General features: G+C 63.1%; 15 protein-coding genes. 5 read left to right on the top strand and 10 right to left on the bottom strand.

Translation table 11 applies throughout. The features are described 5' to 3' along the window. The first annotated feature begins 127 nt into the window (after positions 1-127). Positions 128-994 carry a glutathione-dependent disulfide-bond oxidoreductase gene (gene yghU, locus A6B35_RS15195; protein WP_006205651.1) on the top strand — a complete coding sequence of 289 codons (867 nt, stop codon included), beginning with the start codon at positions 128-130 and terminating at the stop codon, positions 992-994. A gap of 91 nt (positions 995-1,085) precedes the next feature. Here yghU and A6B35_RS15190 read toward each other — a convergent pair whose 3' ends face one another. Then, positions 1,086-1,889, bottom strand: a complete 804-nt coding sequence (locus A6B35_RS15190; RefSeq protein WP_006205650.1) for a hypothetical protein — start codon at positions 1,887-1,889, stop codon at positions 1,086-1,088. Between the two features lie 71 nt (positions 1,890-1,960). Further along, the gene (locus A6B35_RS15185; RefSeq protein ID WP_006205649.1) at positions 1,961-3,160 is read right to left on the bottom strand and encodes an aminotransferase-like domain-containing protein; all 1,200 of its coding nucleotides are present in this window, start codon (positions 3,158-3,160) and stop codon (positions 1,961-1,963) included. Between the two features lie 266 nt (positions 3,161-3,426). On the opposite strand from A6B35_RS15185, the gene A6B35_RS15180 reads away from it, so the two are divergent. Both A6B35_RS15180 and A6B35_RS15175 read left to right on the top strand, forming a co-directional pair. After that, entirely contained in the window at positions 3,427-4,167 is a 741-nt protein-coding gene (locus A6B35_RS15180) for a sulfotransferase family protein (protein WP_006205648.1), read from the top strand. Positions 4,168-4,254: 87 nt separating this feature from the next. Beyond that, positions 4,255-4,683: a GYD domain-containing protein gene (locus A6B35_RS15175; protein WP_244426074.1), complete on the top strand. Its 429-nt coding sequence runs from the start codon at positions 4,255-4,257 to the stop codon at positions 4,681-4,683. Positions 4,684-4,989: 306 nt separating this feature from the next. Here the strand turns inward: A6B35_RS15175 and A6B35_RS15170 are convergent, their stop codons facing one another. After that, a complete protein-coding gene (locus tag A6B35_RS15170) occupies positions 4,990-6,654 on the bottom strand; it encodes an FAD-dependent oxidoreductase (RefSeq protein WP_040583852.1) in 1,665 nt (554 codons plus the stop codon). A 93-nt stretch (positions 6,655-6,747) separates the two neighbouring features. On the opposite strand from A6B35_RS15170, the gene A6B35_RS15165 reads away from it, so the two are divergent. Continuing rightward, entirely contained in the window at positions 6,748-7,302 is a 555-nt protein-coding gene (locus A6B35_RS15165; protein WP_006205644.1) for an imm11 family protein, read from the top strand. A gap of 89 nt (positions 7,303-7,391) precedes the next feature. Here A6B35_RS15165 and A6B35_RS36220 read toward each other — a convergent pair whose 3' ends face one another. Beyond that, on the bottom strand, positions 7,392-7,544 hold the full coding sequence (locus A6B35_RS36220; protein ID WP_006205643.1) for a DUF1127 domain-containing protein: 153 nt from the start codon (positions 7,542-7,544) through the stop codon (positions 7,392-7,394). A gap of 430 nt (positions 7,545-7,974) precedes the next feature. On the opposite strand from A6B35_RS36220, the gene A6B35_RS34495 reads away from it, so the two are divergent. Continuing rightward, positions 7,975-9,135, top strand: a complete 1,161-nt coding sequence (locus A6B35_RS34495; protein WP_081482273.1) for a T6SS phospholipase effector Tle1-like catalytic domain-containing protein — start codon at positions 7,975-7,977, stop codon at positions 9,133-9,135. A gap of 191 nt (positions 9,136-9,326) precedes the next feature. Here A6B35_RS34495 and A6B35_RS15155 read toward each other — a convergent pair whose 3' ends face one another. The 6 genes from A6B35_RS15155 to A6B35_RS15130 all read right to left on the bottom strand — a co-directional run bounded on the left by A6B35_RS15155 (position 9,327) and on the right by A6B35_RS15130 (position 16,065). Next, the gene (locus A6B35_RS15155) at positions 9,327-9,962 is read right to left on the bottom strand and encodes a DUF6151 family protein (RefSeq protein ID WP_006205640.1); all 636 of its coding nucleotides are present in this window, start codon (positions 9,960-9,962) and stop codon (positions 9,327-9,329) included. A 227-nt stretch (positions 9,963-10,189) separates the two neighbouring features. Further along, positions 10,190-10,852 (bottom strand): outer membrane protein, encoded by a 663-nt coding sequence (locus A6B35_RS15150; protein ID WP_006205639.1) that lies wholly within the window; start codon positions 10,850-10,852, stop codon positions 10,190-10,192. Between the two features lie 502 nt (positions 10,853-11,354). Beyond that, entirely contained in the window at positions 11,355-12,557 is a 1,203-nt protein-coding gene (locus A6B35_RS15145; protein WP_006205638.1) for an amidohydrolase family protein, read from the bottom strand. Positions 12,558-12,873: 316 nt separating this feature from the next. Continuing rightward, positions 12,874-13,347, bottom strand: coding sequence for a GFA family protein (locus tag A6B35_RS15140; protein ID WP_006205637.1), 474 nt, complete (start codon positions 13,345-13,347; stop codon positions 12,874-12,876). Between the two features lie 21 nt (positions 13,348-13,368). After that, positions 13,369-13,911 carry a cysteine hydrolase family protein gene (locus A6B35_RS15135; RefSeq protein WP_006205636.1) on the bottom strand — a complete coding sequence of 181 codons (543 nt, stop codon included), beginning with the start codon at positions 13,909-13,911 and terminating at the stop codon, positions 13,369-13,371. Positions 13,912-14,010: 99 nt separating this feature from the next. Beyond that, the gene (locus A6B35_RS15130) at positions 14,011-16,065 is read right to left on the bottom strand and encodes an amidase (protein WP_006205635.1); all 2,055 of its coding nucleotides are present in this window, start codon (positions 16,063-16,065) and stop codon (positions 14,011-14,013) included. Between the last annotated feature and the right edge of the window lie 24 nt (positions 16,066-16,089).

Here is a 16,089-nt window from a genome sequence, read left to right as displayed (position 1 = left end):
GTAGTTCAACACAAGTTGAACTTTCCGCAGCCTTCGCTATCTATATCGGGGTATAGACCAGACCCGCCCCATCCAAACTCGTGCAAGCTGACCCTTCCCCCCGTCGAAAACCACAAGGCCTCCCCCGATGAACCAATACACACCGCCGAAAGTATGGACCTGGAACAAGGCGAATGGCGGCACCTTCGCCAGCATCAACCGGCCGATCGCCGGCCCGACGCATGACAAGGAATTGCCGATCGGCAAGCATCCGCTGCAGCTTTATTCGCTGGGGACGCCGAACGGCGTCAAGGTGACGATCATGCTGGAGGAGCTTCTGGCGCGTGGCCACAAGGGCGCCGAATACGACGCCTGGCTGATCCGCATCAACGATGGCGACCAGTTCGGCAGCGGCTTTGTCGGGGTCAATCCCAACTCCAAGATCCCGGCGCTGATGGACTACAGCGAGCCGAAGCCGATCCGGGTGTTCGAATCCGGCTCGATCCTGGTCTATCTCGCCGAAAAGTTCGGCGAATTCCTGCCGACCGAGCGGGCGGCGCGCACCGAGGCGCTGTCCTGGCTGTTCTGGCAGATGGGTTCCGCGCCCTATCTCGGCGGCGGCTTCGGTCATTTCTACGCCTATGCGCCGGAAAAGATCGAATACGCCATCGACCGCTTCGCCATGGAGACCAAGCGGCAGATGGACGTGCTCGACCGCCGGCTGGCGGAAAGCGAATATCTCGGCGGCGCAGACTACACGATCGCCGACATGGCGGTGTGGCCCTGGTATGGCGGGCTCGCCAAGGGCCGCATGTACAATGATTCCGGCGAGTTCCTGGCCGTGCAGGAATACAAGCACGTGCAGCGCTGGGCCGACGCCATCGACGCCCGGCCGGCGGTAAAGCGCGGGCGCATGGTCAACCGCGCCTTCGGCGACCCGGCCATGCAGCTGCACGAGCGCCACGACGCCAGCGATTTCGATACCAAGACGCAGGACAAGCTGGCGGCGGAATAGGCTGAGCGGGCTGACGCTGCCGATCTCCCCCCTCGTGGGGGAGATCGGATGTCGCTCCGCCTTGGCCAATCTCCAACGTCAAGATTAAGGACTACTCCGCAGCGCTGCATTCCTCGGCGGGCCGGGCCGTGAGGTCCCCGACGGCCGACATCCACAGCCTGTCTATATCCGCCAGGCGCGTCTCGTCGATCTCGTCGAGGTGGTTCCAGTACTTGCCGTCTTCGTAGAAATAGCCGAGCTCGCCTTCGATGCGCTCGGCCTCTTCCACCGCTTGGGACTGGATGCCCGCGAGCACGCCCGCCTTCATGTCGGCGAGCCGCTGGGGCGACAAATGCCTGATCTCCTCGAAGGAAAGCCTCGGCAGGAGCAGCCGGCTGTGCGGCAGGTCCGACAGGTTGACGCAGAGCGTGCCGCGCCTCAGCGCGTGGATGAGCAGGCGGGAGGATTTGGCCTCGAGGCTCTGCAGCGTCGGATCGTTGCGCAGCGGGTCGGCACGGCCGACGCCGTAGAAATGCGTCTTTTCCGGCTGGTCGTAGATCATGTCGCAGCCGAGGAAGGCGAGCACGTCCGGCTTCTGGCTGTGGATGGTCCAGTAGGCCGCCGTCATCGCCATGGTGCCGCCGGCATAGACGAAGCCGCCAAAGGCGTTCTGCGCCGGCACATAATGCGAGGCGCTGAAGATCTGCGCCTGCCGCAGCCATGCGCCAGGGGGCAGTCGGTCCGACGGAAAATCGCCGGCATGGACGAGGAGATCCCAGTCAGGACGCACCCGCCAGGCATTGTTGATGGCGACGATCTTGCTGACGGCCTGTTTGGGCCAATGCACGCAACGCACCACGTCGGGCGCGCTGCCAAGCAGAAGCATGATGCGGGGCGATGTCAGGGCGGCGGCCATGGGGCGCCAAACTGTCACCTCCCGGCGGAGGGCTCAAGAGGTTCAATGGTATCGAGACAGCGGAGCTGCCCCTACCCCTTCAGCAGCGCCGCCAGCCGGGGTATGCCCTCTTCCACCGCGCGCTTGTCGGCAAGCGTGAAGCTCAGCCGCAGCGTGTTGCGCCCCGAAGCGTCGGCGAAGAAGGCGTTGCCCGGCACGAAGGCGACGCGCGCCTCCTTGACCGAACGGGCGAGCAGCGCGGTGGCGTCGGTGCCTTCCGGCAGCGTCACCCAGACGAACATGCCGCCATCCGGCCGGCTCCAGGTCACGCCTTCGGGCATATTGGCCTCGAGCGCGCCAAGCAGGCCGTCGCGGCGTTCCCGGTAGGCGCCGATGAGCTTCTCCACCTGGCGGTCGAAGACGGCTTCGGCGGCGCGGTGCATGGCCACCTGGTTGATCGAGGGGCTGTGCAGGTCGGAGGCTTGCTTCATCAGCACCAGGCGCTCCACGACGTGGCGCGGCGCGCAGACCCAACCGACACGCATGCCCGGCGACAGGATTTTCGAGAACGAGCCGCAATAGAGCGTGCGGGCGTTTTCGATGCCGCCGGAACGCGCGCAGTCGATCGCCAGGATCGGCGCCACGCCCTCGCCGTCATAGCGCAGCGCGCGATAGGCGGCATCCTCGATGACGGCGATGTCGAGCTCGCCGGCGAGATCGAGCACCGCCTCGCGCTGCCTCAGGCCCAGCGTCTCGCCGGTCGGGTTGGCGAAATCCGGCACAAGATAGGCAAACTTCACCTTGCCGCCGGCGTCAGCAGCGGCCGCGTGATAGGCTGCTGGCGTCATGTTGCCGCCATCCGGCGTCAGCCGGTCGTAGCGCGGCTCATAGGCGTTGAAGGCCTGCAGCGCGCCGAGATAGGTCGGCCAGGTGACCAAAGCGGTGTCGCCGGGCGAAAGGAAAAGCTTGCCGAGATAATCCAGCGCCTGCTGCGAGCCCGAGGTGATGAAGATGTTGTGCTCGTCGCAGGCGACGCCGAGCTTGCCCATCTGGCCGGCCAGCCATTTTCTCAGCGGCAGATAGCCTTCGCTGACCTGATACTGCAGTGCCGCCCCCGCCTCGGCGCCGCCGAGCACCGAGGCATAGGCATCGGATATGGCTTCGGTCGGGAACAGCGCCGGGTCGGGGATGCCGCCGGCGAAGGAGATGATGTCGGGCTGGTCGAGCAGTTTCAGCAGCTCGCGGATTTCCGAGGCCTTCATGCGCGACGAGCGCGATGCCAAGAGGTCCATCAATGTCACAGCCCACCTCCCCGTGGATTTTCTTCTTCGAGCACGATCAGGATCAGCTCGGGCAATTAGGTCAATCTGGCTGACCTATTATCAGGCTCCCCTGCCCGCTGGAATAGCCAGAAGGTCCTTGCGCGTGGCCCAAAGCAAAAATTCACGTTCTAGCGCTTGCGCATGGAAATTTGTTGCGCGCTTGCCGGGGTCGATGCAACCTCGTTTCGGATGGGCCCGCATAAAAAGAACAGCGGTCCAGAACATGGGGATGGGGAATGACGCTCAAGCTCATCGGTGCCGGATTCGGCCGCACCGGCACGTGGTCGACCTTTGCCGCGCTGAACAGGCTCGGCTTTCCGAGCTATCACATGCAGGAAGTCATCCTCAACAAGGCCAACAAGGGCCATCTCGACTTCTGGCGCAAGGTGGCGAACAGCCCGCCCGGCAGCCAGCATGACTGGAACCAGGTGTTCGCCAAGTACACGGCCACGGTCGACAATCCCGGCTGCTGCGTGTGGAAGGAATTGCTGGCCGCCTATCCCGACGCCAAGGTGCTGCTGACGCTGCATCCGCGCGGCGCCGAAGCCTGGTACGAAAGCACCATCGACACGATCTACTTCACCGAGAATGTCTGGCAGTTCAAGGTGCTGGAGTGGCTGACGCCGTTCGGCCGAAAATTCGGCGACATGTCGAGCAAGCTGGTATGGGGCCGCACCTTGGCCGGCGTGATGGACGACCGCGCCAAGGCGGTGGCGCGCTACAACGCCTACACCGAGGAGGTGAAGGCGGCGGTGCCACCGGAAAAGCTGCTGGTGTTCAAGGTGACCGACGGCTGGGCGCCGCTCTGCGACTTCCTCGGCGTGGCGCACCCGAACGAGCCTTTCCCCAACCTCAACGACCGCGCCAGCCTCAAGAAGGTCATCGGCGATATCATCAAGGGCGCCTACATCATGCTGGGACTGTCGATTGCCGGCGTGGTGGCGGTCATCGCGGCGCTCTGGTGGTGGCTGGGGTAGTGCGCTAGCCAGGATTGTCGTCATATTAGAATAGGCGCATATTGCGGCGGACCGAAGCTCAGCTCCGGTCATGAACTGAGTTTGGCCATGGCTGCCCAGGCGGTCCACAGGCCACGTCAAAATGTCAGTGAAAAGACAAGCACCTCCGTGCTGCTCAAACGTCTGAGCAGCCTGAGACAACGATATTTGGAGGAGACAGCCATGAAGGTTACCATATTGGCAAATTATGAACCCCACGCCGCCAAGGGCCTGATGCAGGGATCAGACCGGGAAGCCGCCATCAAGGCGCTGTTTGAAAGCGTTGGTGGCAAGATGGCCAATTTGATGTTTACGCGCGGCGCTTACGATGTCGTCGTCAATGGCGAGGTGCCGGACCAGTCCGCCGGGATGGGCATGGCCCTTGCCGTGCGGGCAAGCGGCTCGGTGAGCGACCTCGTCATCCTCGAAGAACTCGACATGAAGGGGGTGCTCGCCGCCGCCAAAAAGGCGGCCGGCTCTTACAAGCCTGCCGGCTGACCGGCCTGAAGGCAGCACGGCTCCATCGACCGGTGCTCGTGCTGCCGGGTCCGAAATGAAACGCAGTCAACGCGCCAGCCACGCTCGCCCGGCGCCAGTTCCGTCCTTGCGTATCAGATGACGATCTTAGGCGGTTGCGCCGGTGTTAATCCGCTGCCTGCGAACCGACCTGCTGAGCGGTCTGGGCCGAGAGCCGGCCTTTTCTGACCAGTATGGGCTTCGAGTATTGTTTCTTCATCGCGCGTTCCCCTGCCTGTCCCAAAGGTTGAGGCTGAGGCAATGGGGCCGGCCTGTCAAGCAGGACGATCAACCGCGCTGGGCCTTGCCCTCATTGGCCAGATACTGGTGGACGAAGGCGATGGCCATGCTGCCCTCGCCGACGGCCGAGGCGACGCGCTTGACCGGGCTCAGCCGCACATCGCCGCAGGCGAAGATTCCGGGCGCGCTCGTCTCGAGCAGATAGGGGTCGCGGCCATGCGACCAGTGCCCTGCCTTCTTCACGTCGTCGCCGGTCAGCACATAGCCGCGCGCATCGCGTGCGACCTCGGCCGGCAGCCACTCGGTCTCGGCGTTGGCGCCGATGAACACGAACAGCCCGCCGCATTCGTGCCGGCTCACCGCGTTGCTTGTCTTGTCGAGAATGTCGATCGCCGTCAGGTGCGTCTCGCCGTGCACGACCTGGACTTCGGAGCGAAGCTGGACCTTTACGTTCGATTTCGCCCTGAGCTGCTCGATCAGATAGTGGGACATGCTGTCGGCAAGCGACGGGCCGCGCACCAGCAGAGTCACGCTGCGCGCATGGCCGGAAAAATGCATCGCCGCCTGGCCGGCCGAATTGCCGGCGCCGATCAGGTAGACATCCTGGCCATGCGTGCTGCTCGCCTCGCTGCGCGCGGCGCCATAATAGACGCCCTTGCCGATCAGCCGGTCGAACCCGTCGATGGCAAGACGGCGCCAGGCGACGCCGGTGGCCAGGATGAGGCTGCGGGCGCGCACGACATCGGTGCCGTCGAGCTCCACCTCGTGCGTGGCCGGATCGATGCCGGCAACCGAGCGGGTGACCAGGATTTCGGCGCCGAGCCGCTTTGCCTGCTGCAGCGCGCGGCTGGCGAGCTCGTCGCCGGAAATGCCGCTCGGAAAGCCGAGATAGTTCTCGATGCGCGATGACGTGCCGGCCTGCCCACCGGGCGCCTCGCGCTCGACGACGATGGTGCGCAGGCCCTCGGAGGCGCCATAGACCGCGGCGGCAAGACCGGCCGGCCCGCCGCCGACGATCGCGACATCGTATTCGTCGGCACGCGGGCGCGTCTGCAGCCCCAGACGAATGGCCAGATCGCGCACGGCGGGTCTTTCGACAATCTCGCCGTCCGCCAGGAGGGCGACGGGACCATCCTGAGCCGGCCTGCGCTGGGTGGACCAGAAAGCCTCGGCATCCGGCGTGTCGGGCAGCAGCCAGCTGAACGAGATCTGGTTGCGGGCGAGAAACCGGCGCAGGTCGCCGCAGGCCGCGTCCCAGCGATGGCCGACCAGGGTGACGCGCGGCTTCTGCGGCTCGGCGGTGACGCTCTGCAGCCCGCCCATGCGCTCGCGGGCCAGTGCGCTGACCTTCTGGGCGACGTCCTTCGAGACCGCCGCGATGGAATAGTATTGCTGGACCTCGATGCGCATGACGCGGGAGGGTTCGGCGGCGCGATAGCCGCCCGGAAAACCCGAGCCAAGCGCGATCGGCACCTCGCCGAAGATCGTTCCCGGCAGCCGCCAGCCGAGCGTCCGCTCGACGCCGTCGAAGGTTTTCACCACTTCGATCTTGCCGGCGAAAACCGCAAAGAGCGCTGCCTCTCCGCCCTCGTGGACCGCGAACTCTCCGGGGCTGAGATGAAGGTCGGCCGCCATCCGCGCCAGGCGCCCCAGCTCGGCCGCCGGCAGACCCGAAAACAACGGGATCGCTCCCACTTCATCAACTGTCAGCATGGCCCCTCGCAGGCATCAATTAGCGTTGTTTTTTGGCCGCGATCAACAGAAAAAGGGCGGAGAGCGTTACCCCTGACGCAAGGATACCGACCGATGCCGATCAGCCTCTACGAGTTCGCCGTCCTGGAGGATCAGGAGTGGGTCCTGCCGGTTGATGACAATTACTTCGAGGTCTTCTTCGGCCTGGATGGAAGGGTTCTCGACACATGGGATCCGCCTGTCATGCAGCGCATCGCCGACGACGACCGCGTCTACCTCTATTCGGACTTCCCCTGGCTTGGCGAACACGCACCGCTGCTGCGCAAGCCCGCCGTCGATGCGCTGGCGGCATCATTGCAGCCCTATGGCCAGTTGCTGCCGCTTCGCGGCGAAGAGGTCTGGCTCTTCAACGTCACCAATGTGATCGACGCGCTGAACAAGGAGCGGTCGCAGATCGTCACTTTCGAGGACGGCGACATCCTCGCAATCGAACGCTACGCGTTCCATGCGGACCGGATCGGCAATGCCGAGATCTTCAAGCTGCCGATGCGCGCGTCTTCCGTGTTCGTCAACGACGTGTTTGTCGATCGGGTCCGAAACGCGGGCCTGAAGACGGTGTCTTTCAAGCCCGTATGGACATCGGACGAAGCAGGTAGCGCTGATCCGTGATCGCGGCGCTGCGGTGGTGGTTGGGCGAGAGGCGACCGGATGCCGCTGGCCGGATGCGTTCGACAGAGCAAGGCGTCCGGCTCTGCCCGTTAAAACGGCAGCCGGATTTCGTCAGAAGGGGACTTCGACCAGCCGATATCCTTCTGGGTTTCCGGCGGCAGATTGTCCAATGCGCGCTTCGTCTCTTCGCGCTTGCCGGCTCGCTTGAGAGCAGCCGCAATTCGGCCAAGGGTTTTGAACATCGACATCCTCCATATCGTAGCGACGGAAAGAGCAGTGATGCCCTGCCACGCCGCGCCGGTTTTGCGATGCCTCTGTATCCGATCGATTGCGCGGGAACGGTGAAGTGCTTCACGAAACCGTGCCAATCCGAAACATTTGCATGCAAATTAATTTGGAGGGATGTGCGCCACCGCCGAGCATGCTGCCTGCGATATCCGCCACTTAGCCTTGTTGGCTGATCTCCCCAACTGAACCGAAAGTGCGGCAGCGGACTTGATCCATCGAACGGCGGGCCGGAGCCAAAATCGTGCTGGCGACAAGAAGAAGGAGGCCTCAGCGACCACTACAGCACCCTCCGGTGGGCATTCCGTGGGTGGAAAGATCGTCTTTTCAGAAGGATCTAAATAGGTCAGTATATACAGCGTCTAGAAATGGAGGGGATGCACTTAAATGCCGAAATCATTGATATTGCTGATGGACGGAACAGGCAATGATGCAACCTCAGATTCTTTTTCGAATGTGTATGCCCTCAATCAAATAATAGCTGAAAGCAAAAAGATAAAGTCTGGACGATCATATCGAAATAAGGTTCAGATTACTTTTTATCTTCCGGGCATTGGCACGAGATTTACAGTATCCAGGCTCGTTGAGCGATCAAGTCTATTTAAAATCGTCGAAAAAGTTAGAGAAAATGTTTTTGGAGACAATTTAGAGCAATTAGTTATACGTGGTTATGTAAACATTAGTGCAAACTACCGGCAAGGGGATGATGTCATTCTTATCGGCTTCTCTCGCGGAGCCGCTGCAGCAAGAATACTATCAAGATTCGTCTCAGATTTCGGCATCCTGCGGTCAGACAAGCTAGATTGTCTTGATACTCTTTGGAACGAATTCACCACGATTTCACAATCCGAGAGCGACGGTGATTACCATTCCAGGATAACAGATCTGAAGCGGCGTTTGCAACCCGGCGACAGAGAACCACTATTCCATGAAAATCTCGGCAAGCCTATTAAGTTTCTTGGCGTGTTCGATACTGTTGTTGGCCCGATGGACGACGAGCTTTATCGCAACATTTATTTTCGCGACTCGGTCGTGGCGTCAGGGGTTGAGTCAGTTGTTCACCTGATGAGTTTGCACGAAATGCGAAAGGAGTTTGTCCTCCAACGCTTTCACAGAGGATCCGAGGGAAACTCCTCCGCTCTTGTAAGAGAAATCTGGGTTCCAGGCGTTCATTCTGATATTGGAGGTGGCTACGAAGAGAATTTCATATCAAATATATGCTTGCTTACAATGAGCGAAATGCTGTCTCAATACGCTGACATTGCTCTTGATCCTTCTGGATACAGAGGCATCCTGCAACAAATTCAGGCAAAAATTGGTGCATATCGAATTGTTGTAAACAAAGAACCATCTATTCCAAACAAAGAATCAAGAAAGGGGGATGTTCACAAGGGCGACGAATTGCATCCATTGCACCGCTACCTAGTTGATAAGCATATTGTTTGGAAGCACTCGACAAATACAGAGAAATATTATGATGAGTACGCTGATATCGGCTATAAGATTGACAAAAAGATTGCAAAGCACTTTGAAAAGTGGATCGACTGATCCCCGCCAATCGACAATTAGCTGGCGGCGTCATTCGGAGATATTCGCCTCGGGATATGCTCGCGCGAATAGTGACGAAGTTGCACTGGCGTTCATCGCAATGCCATTGCGCGCCAGCCCGAACGGCTTCGAGGGATATAGTCACTATGCCAAGGTGCCGCCAGCCAGATCATTTGTCAGCAAGTGGCGGATCAAGACTCCAGGCGAGCGGGCATCGGCACACCGGCCAGTGCATCGCGCTCGGCCGGCGTGATGACGCGCGGCACGGAGAGCGGGGCGTTCGTGCGCTGGTCGAAGAGCGGGTTCGGCCGGCCGAGACCGCGCAGCCACCAGAAGAGAAGTTTTGAGACGCGCCGCGCAAAGAGGCTGAACGTTGGTGGCGGCGGCGCGTTGGGTGGCAGCGGGCTGACGGCGGAGAGTTCATGGATCCGGCAAAGCGGCGCGCCGAGCACCGTGTCGCGGGGCTCGGCATCGTGGCACATGAAGGAATGAGTGATGGCGACCACCGGGAAGCGCGGGCCGGCCGAGTTGCCGATCGGGGTCCGGCAACAAGAGGTGTACCAGCGCAGCACCTTGTCGGAGAATTGCAGGCAGCGCACGGCATCCTTGCCCGTAGCAAGCGTCACGCGGCCAGCCGGCATCTGGAAGATGTCCGTGCCGCCGGCGACGTCGAGCATGTCCGGCCGATCGAGGAAGCGCGCGAAGGCCTGGCAGTCCCGGCAGTAGCACGTGAAGCGGAAGCCGGTATGCGGTTCAAATTTTTTGGCGACGCCGCTGACGCGGCCGCAGCGGCAACGAAGCGGAACATCCTTTGCGGCCAAAGCCATGCGGCAAGCTCCCTGAGCCGGCGCGTCATGATTTCGGGGGCGAGGCTTGCCCCAGGGCGCCGTGTGGAATGATGTCCTCGCACATCACTCCTGCGGGCCGAACCGGGCCGTTCATGGGCATCGTGGTTCACATTGACGGCATTGAGTTGCCGCACGGCGACAGCGCCGTGCTTCAGCGTTGGAGCCACATCGGCATGGCCGTAGGTCAGGGCTTGCTGCCCCTGCGCTCAGAATTTGTAGTTGATCTTTCCGACGACGACATTTTCTGTGTCGCGATTGTCTACGAAGAAGCCCGTATTCACGTCGCTTTCGCCAGACTTGGTCCCAAAATCATAGTAGTTCCATTCGACGCCCGCGGTCCAATGGTCGGTGAAGGCGTATTCGACGCCCAGGCCGGCGGTCCAGCCAACCCGAGACCCGCCTCCAAACGATTGCTGAAAGCTGTCAACTTCCGCAAATTTGTAGTTGGTAAAGGCAACACCGCCATCGCCATAGACCAGGAACCGATCGACAGCATAACCGAGACGCCCGCGCACCGAGGCCAGATAGTCCTGCTTGGTTTCGCAGACCGTGCCGGTAACATCTGAACATTGGTTGTCGCCCTTCACAGTCGAGCCTGCAAGGTTGCCTTCAATGCCGATGACGAATTGGTTGATCTGGTAGTTGTAGCCTATCTGGCCGCCGAAAACACCGCCGGACCCATTTGTATTGAAGGGAATGAAGGTGGTACCCGACCAATGGCTGTCATTCCACCCGCCGCCCGCTTGAGCGCCAACGTAGAAGCCGGTCCACGAAAAGGGCATGGCGGCGACGGGCTGGACAAGGTCCGCTGCCAGAATTGGAGAAGTGGCTGCCAGAAATGCAACCGAACAGAGCAATACCAGTTTCATGAAGCCCTCCGCGTGAATCGACGAAGGTTGATATCGCTCGGCAAATCAGCCGCTTCAACCTAAAGTTTCAGCTCTCGAAATTGTGATCGATCGCAGTTGCAAAGTAGCAACAGGCCAACCGCCGCTTTCGCGTCGGCACAAGTCACCACGCCGAAGCTCGCAGCCCTGTTCCCAGCCGCGCAGAAGCCCGGAGCGATAGCCTCAAGTCCGCGATCACAGCGACCTTTGGTGCAGACCATGGTCCGCCTTGCGACACCAGCCGGCACAGGCGCATTGTCGCTGTCGAACCCGACGGCAAGGGCCTGGCGCCACACTACCCCCGGTGTCAGGCCCTTTGTCTATCCGCCCAAGGCGGCACCAGCCAACTTCCTTGCAACTTCTTGCGCTCCGGCAGCGTACCTGCCGAAGACGGCAGGCCGCTAGGGTTGGGGCAGGTGCGGCGGCGGTGGCCTGCCGTCGCCAGGGGCTGACGATCGCACGATTTTCGCTGACGCACCCGGTGTCAGCCCGCCATCTTCCCATCCTGCGCGACCAGCCTGCCCCGCCGGTGCACGGTGCGCTCTCTCGGCACGGCGACGACCGCCTCAGGCACATGCTCCGCCCGCATGGCGACGAAGTCGGCGGCGGCGCCGACCGCGATGCCGTAGCCTTCAAGCCGCAGCGCTTTGGCGCCGGCATAGGTCACCACGTCGAAGGCTGCCGCCAGTTCCCGGTCCTCGTAGAAGCCGGAGCGGTAGCCGATCAGATTGGCGCGCGAGAGCATGTCGCCGTCGCCATAGGGCCACCAGGAATCGCGGATGTTGTCGGAGCCGCCGAACACGGTGACGCCGGCCTGCCGTAGGGCCGCGACCGGCGGAAAGGCGTGGTTGCCCGGGGCGTTGGTCATGATCGAAACACCTGCGGTAGCGAGCATCGCGCCGGCCTTGTTGAGCGCATCGGCGGGAATGTCGCCCAGCGCATAGGCATGGCTGACCGCGACGTGGCCGGCCATGCCGAGTGCCTTTGTCCGATGTGCAATCTCCTCGATCTGAAACAGACCGAGGCTGCCGCCATCGTGCAGATGGATATCGACGCCGACGCCGTGCTTATGCGCGAGGCCGAACACCACGTCGAGATGGCCCCATACGTCGCGATCGAAGCTGGCTGGGTCGAGCCCGCCGATCAGGTCGCAGCCCAGCCTGAGCGCCTCGTCGAGCAGTTCCGGCGTGCCGGGCGAAGACAAAATACCGCTTTGCGGGAAGGCGACGAGCTGGATGTCGATCAGGTCGCGATAGGCCTCGCGCACGGCAAGGATTGTTTCGAGGTGCTTCAGGCCGACCGAGCCATCGACCATGACATGGCTGCGCATGGCAAGGCTGCCGTTGCCGATGCAGAGCTCGAGCTGGCTTTTCGCGCGTTCCGCCATCGGCGCGGCGGCGGCGAGGTTTTGTGCCTGGAAGGCGACGCGCTCGCGCACGTCGAAACCGTCGGTGCACGGGATGTGCGGACGCCAGGCGTCGCCGTAAAAGGAGGTGTCGAGATGGATGTGGCCCTCGACGAAACCGGGCACGACGAGCTGCCCACCGAGGTCGATGGTGGCGGTGGTGGTTGCTTGCGTCCGCCCGGCTGCCGGGGTGATGGCGCTGAAGCGCCCGTCGGTGACGGTGAGATCGACCAGCGCGCCATCGGCCAGTCTTGCGTTCAGGAAAATCGTCTGCTCGGTCAAGGGCGCCGTCCATCGGTTGAAGCGCCAGTCGTCGCCGCTCGTTCGAAGGAGGTCAATGCGGGAAAGGAGAGAAAGTGTTTGCGCCGAATCCGTTCTTTAGCGCCCGCATATTCCGCTTTCGCGGAAGTTTCGGCGAACCGGCGATGTGCGATGCTGATTTTGCGGCGGTACGAGCCGCCCTGGTCGACGCGCGCTTCGAGCACACCCCAACATGCGCCCCCGCAGCCGCGTCGACCACGGCAAGCCCGCGCCCCATCACGCAATATGTGGTGGCAACCACCCCTGCTCCGTCGGCACCGGCGCGACCAAAAAGCGATCAGCCGGCGGAGCCGCCCGTCACAAAATCTTGAGCGAACTCGGCCGTCAGCGCCTCATATTCCTCCATCGCCGGCAATGCCGCATAGCCGTGCACGGCCGGCGTCGTCGCCCAGGGCAGCTTCTCGCTGGTCCAGGTCTCGACGAAGGGCGTGAACCAGCCTGGGTCGTCGAGCATGGTCGGGCGCAAATTGACGAACCAGTCGAGCCCTTCCGGCCGCGTGAACATCCAGCTCATGCAGTGCGGACAGAAGAAATGCCGCGAGGCGCCATGCAGGCCGCCGATCACCGGTTCGCCCTCGGTGACTTCGAACCCGTCGCTCGGAATGGCGGCGCTCAGCGAATAGGCGCTGGCCGACATCGACTGGCAGCCGGTGCAATGGCAGGCCATGGTGAGCAAGGGCGGCGCGGAGATTTTCAGCCGCACGCGCCCGCAACGGCATCCGCCTTCGGCCGGCAAGGTCAGGTGTGGCAAGGTGGCCTCCTCGGTTTGGCCTCAGCTTCCGGTCAGCGCCTTCGTCGTCACCAGCGTGACGCCGGCCTCCGTGAAGGCCGCGTTGTGGCGAGCAATGATCTCGACGGCGGTCTCGCCAGGCGTGTCCAGTGTCGAGTGGGCGTCGGAAACCACGGTGACGCCGAGCCCTTCGGCAAAGGCACCCTCCACCGTCGCGGCAATGCAAAAATCGGTCTGCGCGCCGGCTAGCACGACCTCGCCGGCGCCTTGCCCGGCCACCCATTGGCCAAGGGCTGAATTGCTGAAAGCATTGCGCACGCTCTTGGCAAAGGTCGGTTCGTCCCCGGCCTGGCCGAGCGCCGGCCACACCGGCCAGCCCGGCTCGCCCGGCGCCAGCGGATCGCCCGCCGGCCCATCATGCCTGACAAAGGCCACCTTGCGCCCGCTCCGCCTCGCCCAGTCGATCAGCGCACGGGCGCGGGCAACCATGCCCTCGGCATCATGGATCGGCGGCTCGCAGCGGCCGTCGAACATGCCGGTCTGGAGGTCGATGACGATGAGGGGCGCGAGGCTGGGTTCTGACATGGGCGCGAAGATAGCGTGGGTGGTGGGAGGGTCAAGGATAGGGGCGACGCTGAAGCAGCCAATCTCCCCCCTTGTGGGGGAGATCGCAGCTTCCGCGCCTCACCCGATCCCGCCGGTCACCGCATAGGCGCCGGCGGTACGGCCGTCAGCCAGACGCACGATTGCTGTGGCGATCGAACCATAGGCGCTGCGCCAGACGCTGTGGAAGCCTTGATGGGTCGCCACCGGGACCAGGGCACGCCCGCTGTAGCGTGCTCCGTCTCGCTGCATCGTCACCGGCTCGCCATTGATGTGCACCTTGACGTTCGCGGCTTCCAGTTCAACGGCATCGCCGGCTGCGCCGACATCGATGTCCAGCGCGATGACGATTTCGTCATTACCGCCGGCATCGACCGTCTCGGCGGCGAGCGAAATGGCGAGCGGTGCGGATCGGCCGGCGGCGGCGACCCCGCCTGCCCGGCCGGCATCCATCACTGTGGCAAACACGTCGTCCGGCAATTCCGGCGTGCGCGGCGGGCTTGTGCGGCGGGCGGCTGAGCGCTCGAAGTCGCCGGCCATGCGAAGCAACTCCACATCGCTGTAAGCCCTGCCGGCGAAGGTTAAGCCGACCGGCATGCCGATATCGGCCATCGTGCCCATCGGCACGGTGACGGTCGGGATGCCCAGATGTCGCCAGACCAGATTGCCGTTGGCGACCCAGGTGCCGTTGCGCCAGGCAAGGGCTGCCGAGGCCTCGTCGATATCGGCATCGGCCGGCCCGACATCGGCGACGGCCGGCAGCACCACGGCATCGAGACCTTGCTGGTCGAGCCAATCCTCGAAGTCGATCCGCCGCGTCGCCTCCAGCCCCTTCACGCCCGCTTCCAGCGTCGGGATGTCGCCGAAGGGCGTGACGCCCAGCTTCGCCCGCCCGACATACTCCGCCAGATCGAAACCGTCCTCGCCATAGCTATCTGGCAGCGTGCCCGGCGGCTGCGGGAAGATCTTCGGGCCGTCGACCGAGGCAAGATCGGGAATGGCCGGATCAGCATTGGCGCGCAAAAAGTCGTCCCAGGCAAAGATGCAGAGATCCCAGATCTCGCGCTCGGCGAACTCTTGCGGCACCAGCCCGCGCTCGACCATGGTTTTCGCATCCGGGCGGTCGCGCTCGTAGTTGGAGACGACAGGAAAATCGACGTCCACCACTTCGGCGCCGAGCCGTTTCAGATCCGCAGCCGCCTGCTGCCACAGGTCGAGCACCGAAGCGCGGGTTTCGATTGGCTTGGCGGCTTTCGTGTCGCGGCCAATATACATGCGTGGCACGCCGAGCCGCTTGCCGCTCAGCGCGCCTTCCAGTCCGAGCGCGGTGTAACTTCGCGGCCGCATATCACCGGTCTTCGGCAGCGCCACCCAGGGCTGCGCGCGCCAGAAATCACCGCGCGTCTCCGCGTCGTCGGCGACGATCACGTCGAGCAGTTCCACCATGTCAGGCACCGAGCGGGTGTGCGGCACCACCACGTCCATGGTCGGCACCAAGGGCCAGTTGCCGCGCACCGAAATGACGCCGCGCGACGGCGTGTAGGCGACCAGCGCGTTGTTGGAGGCCGGCGCCCGGCCGGACGACCATGTCTCCTCGCCGAGCCCGAAAGCGGCGAAGCTCGCCGCGGTCGCCGTGCCGGAACCGTTGGATGAGCCGGAGGCGAAGGCCGCCGTCAGGTAGTCGCCATTGTAGGGGCTTTCGGCGCGGCCATAGACGCCGCGCTGCATGCCGCCATTGGCCATCGGCGGCATGTTGGTCAGCCCGATCAGCACAGCGCCGCCGGCGCGCAGGCGCGCGATTGTGAAGGCATCCTCACTGGCGACGAGATGCTCGAAGGCCGGTGAACCAGCGGCCACCGTCAGGCCGCTGACCTTGTAGCTGTCCTTGGCGGTGTAGGGGATGCCGTCCAGGGGGCCTAGCGTGATGCCCTCGCGGCGGCGGCGGTCGGACGCGGCGGCCTCCTCGAACATTGCAGGGTTGAGGACAGGCACGGCATTGAGCGCGATGCCGTGGCGATCGTAGTGCGCAATGCGTCTCAGATAGGCGCCGACCAGCTCGACGCTGGTGACGGTGCCCTCTTCCAGCGCACGGCGCAGGCCGGCGATCGAGGCTTCGACGAGGTGAAGGTTGGTCATTTGGAAACGCACCCGAGGATAGCT

The sequence above is a fragment of the Mesorhizobium amorphae CCNWGS0123 genome (assembly GCF_001686985.1).
GTDB lineage: Bacteria > Pseudomonadota > Alphaproteobacteria > Rhizobiales > Rhizobiaceae > Mesorhizobium > Mesorhizobium amorphae.
Note: the sequence above shows the minus strand (reverse complement) of the source record. Positions and strands in the feature narration are given on the sequence as shown.

What these genes read in the sequence shown, in the direction of transcription:
- yghU (WP_006205651.1), top strand. Translation starts at nt 128, where the DNA reads ATGAACCAATACACACCGCCGAAAGTATGGACCTGGAACAAGGCGAAT.
- A6B35_RS15190 (WP_006205650.1), bottom strand. Translation starts at nt 1,889, where the DNA reads ATGGCCGCCGCCCTGACATCGCCCCGCATCATGCTTCTGCTTGGCAGC.
- A6B35_RS15185 (WP_006205649.1), bottom strand. Translation starts at nt 3,160, where the DNA reads ATGGACCTCTTGGCATCGCGCTCGTCGCGCATGAAGGCCTCGGAAATC.
- A6B35_RS15180 (WP_006205648.1), top strand. Translation starts at nt 3,427, where the DNA reads ATGACGCTCAAGCTCATCGGTGCCGGATTCGGCCGCACCGGCACGTGG.
- A6B35_RS15175 (WP_244426074.1), top strand. Translation starts at nt 4,255, where the DNA reads ATGGCTGCCCAGGCGGTCCACAGGCCACGTCAAAATGTCAGTGAAAAG.
- A6B35_RS15170 (WP_040583852.1), bottom strand. Translation starts at nt 6,654, where the DNA reads ATGCTGACAGTTGATGAAGTGGGAGCGATCCCGTTGTTTTCGGGTCTG.
- A6B35_RS15165 (WP_006205644.1), top strand. Translation starts at nt 6,748, where the DNA reads ATGCCGATCAGCCTCTACGAGTTCGCCGTCCTGGAGGATCAGGAGTGG.
- A6B35_RS36220 (WP_006205643.1), bottom strand. Translation starts at nt 7,544, where the DNA reads ATGTTCAAAACCCTTGGCCGAATTGCGGCTGCTCTCAAGCGAGCCGGC.
- A6B35_RS34495 (WP_081482273.1), top strand. Translation starts at nt 7,975, where the DNA reads ATGCCGAAATCATTGATATTGCTGATGGACGGAACAGGCAATGATGCA.
- A6B35_RS15155 (WP_006205640.1), bottom strand. Translation starts at nt 9,962, where the DNA reads ATGGCTTTGGCCGCAAAGGATGTTCCGCTTCGTTGCCGCTGCGGCCGC.
- A6B35_RS15150 (WP_006205639.1), bottom strand. Translation starts at nt 10,852, where the DNA reads ATGAAACTGGTATTGCTCTGTTCGGTTGCATTTCTGGCAGCCACTTCT.
- A6B35_RS15135 (WP_006205636.1), bottom strand. Translation starts at nt 13,911, where the DNA reads ATGTCAGAACCCAGCCTCGCGCCCCTCATCGTCATCGACCTCCAGACC.
- A6B35_RS15130 (WP_006205635.1), bottom strand. Translation starts at nt 16,065, where the DNA reads ATGACCAACCTTCACCTCGTCGAAGCCTCGATCGCCGGCCTGCGCCGT.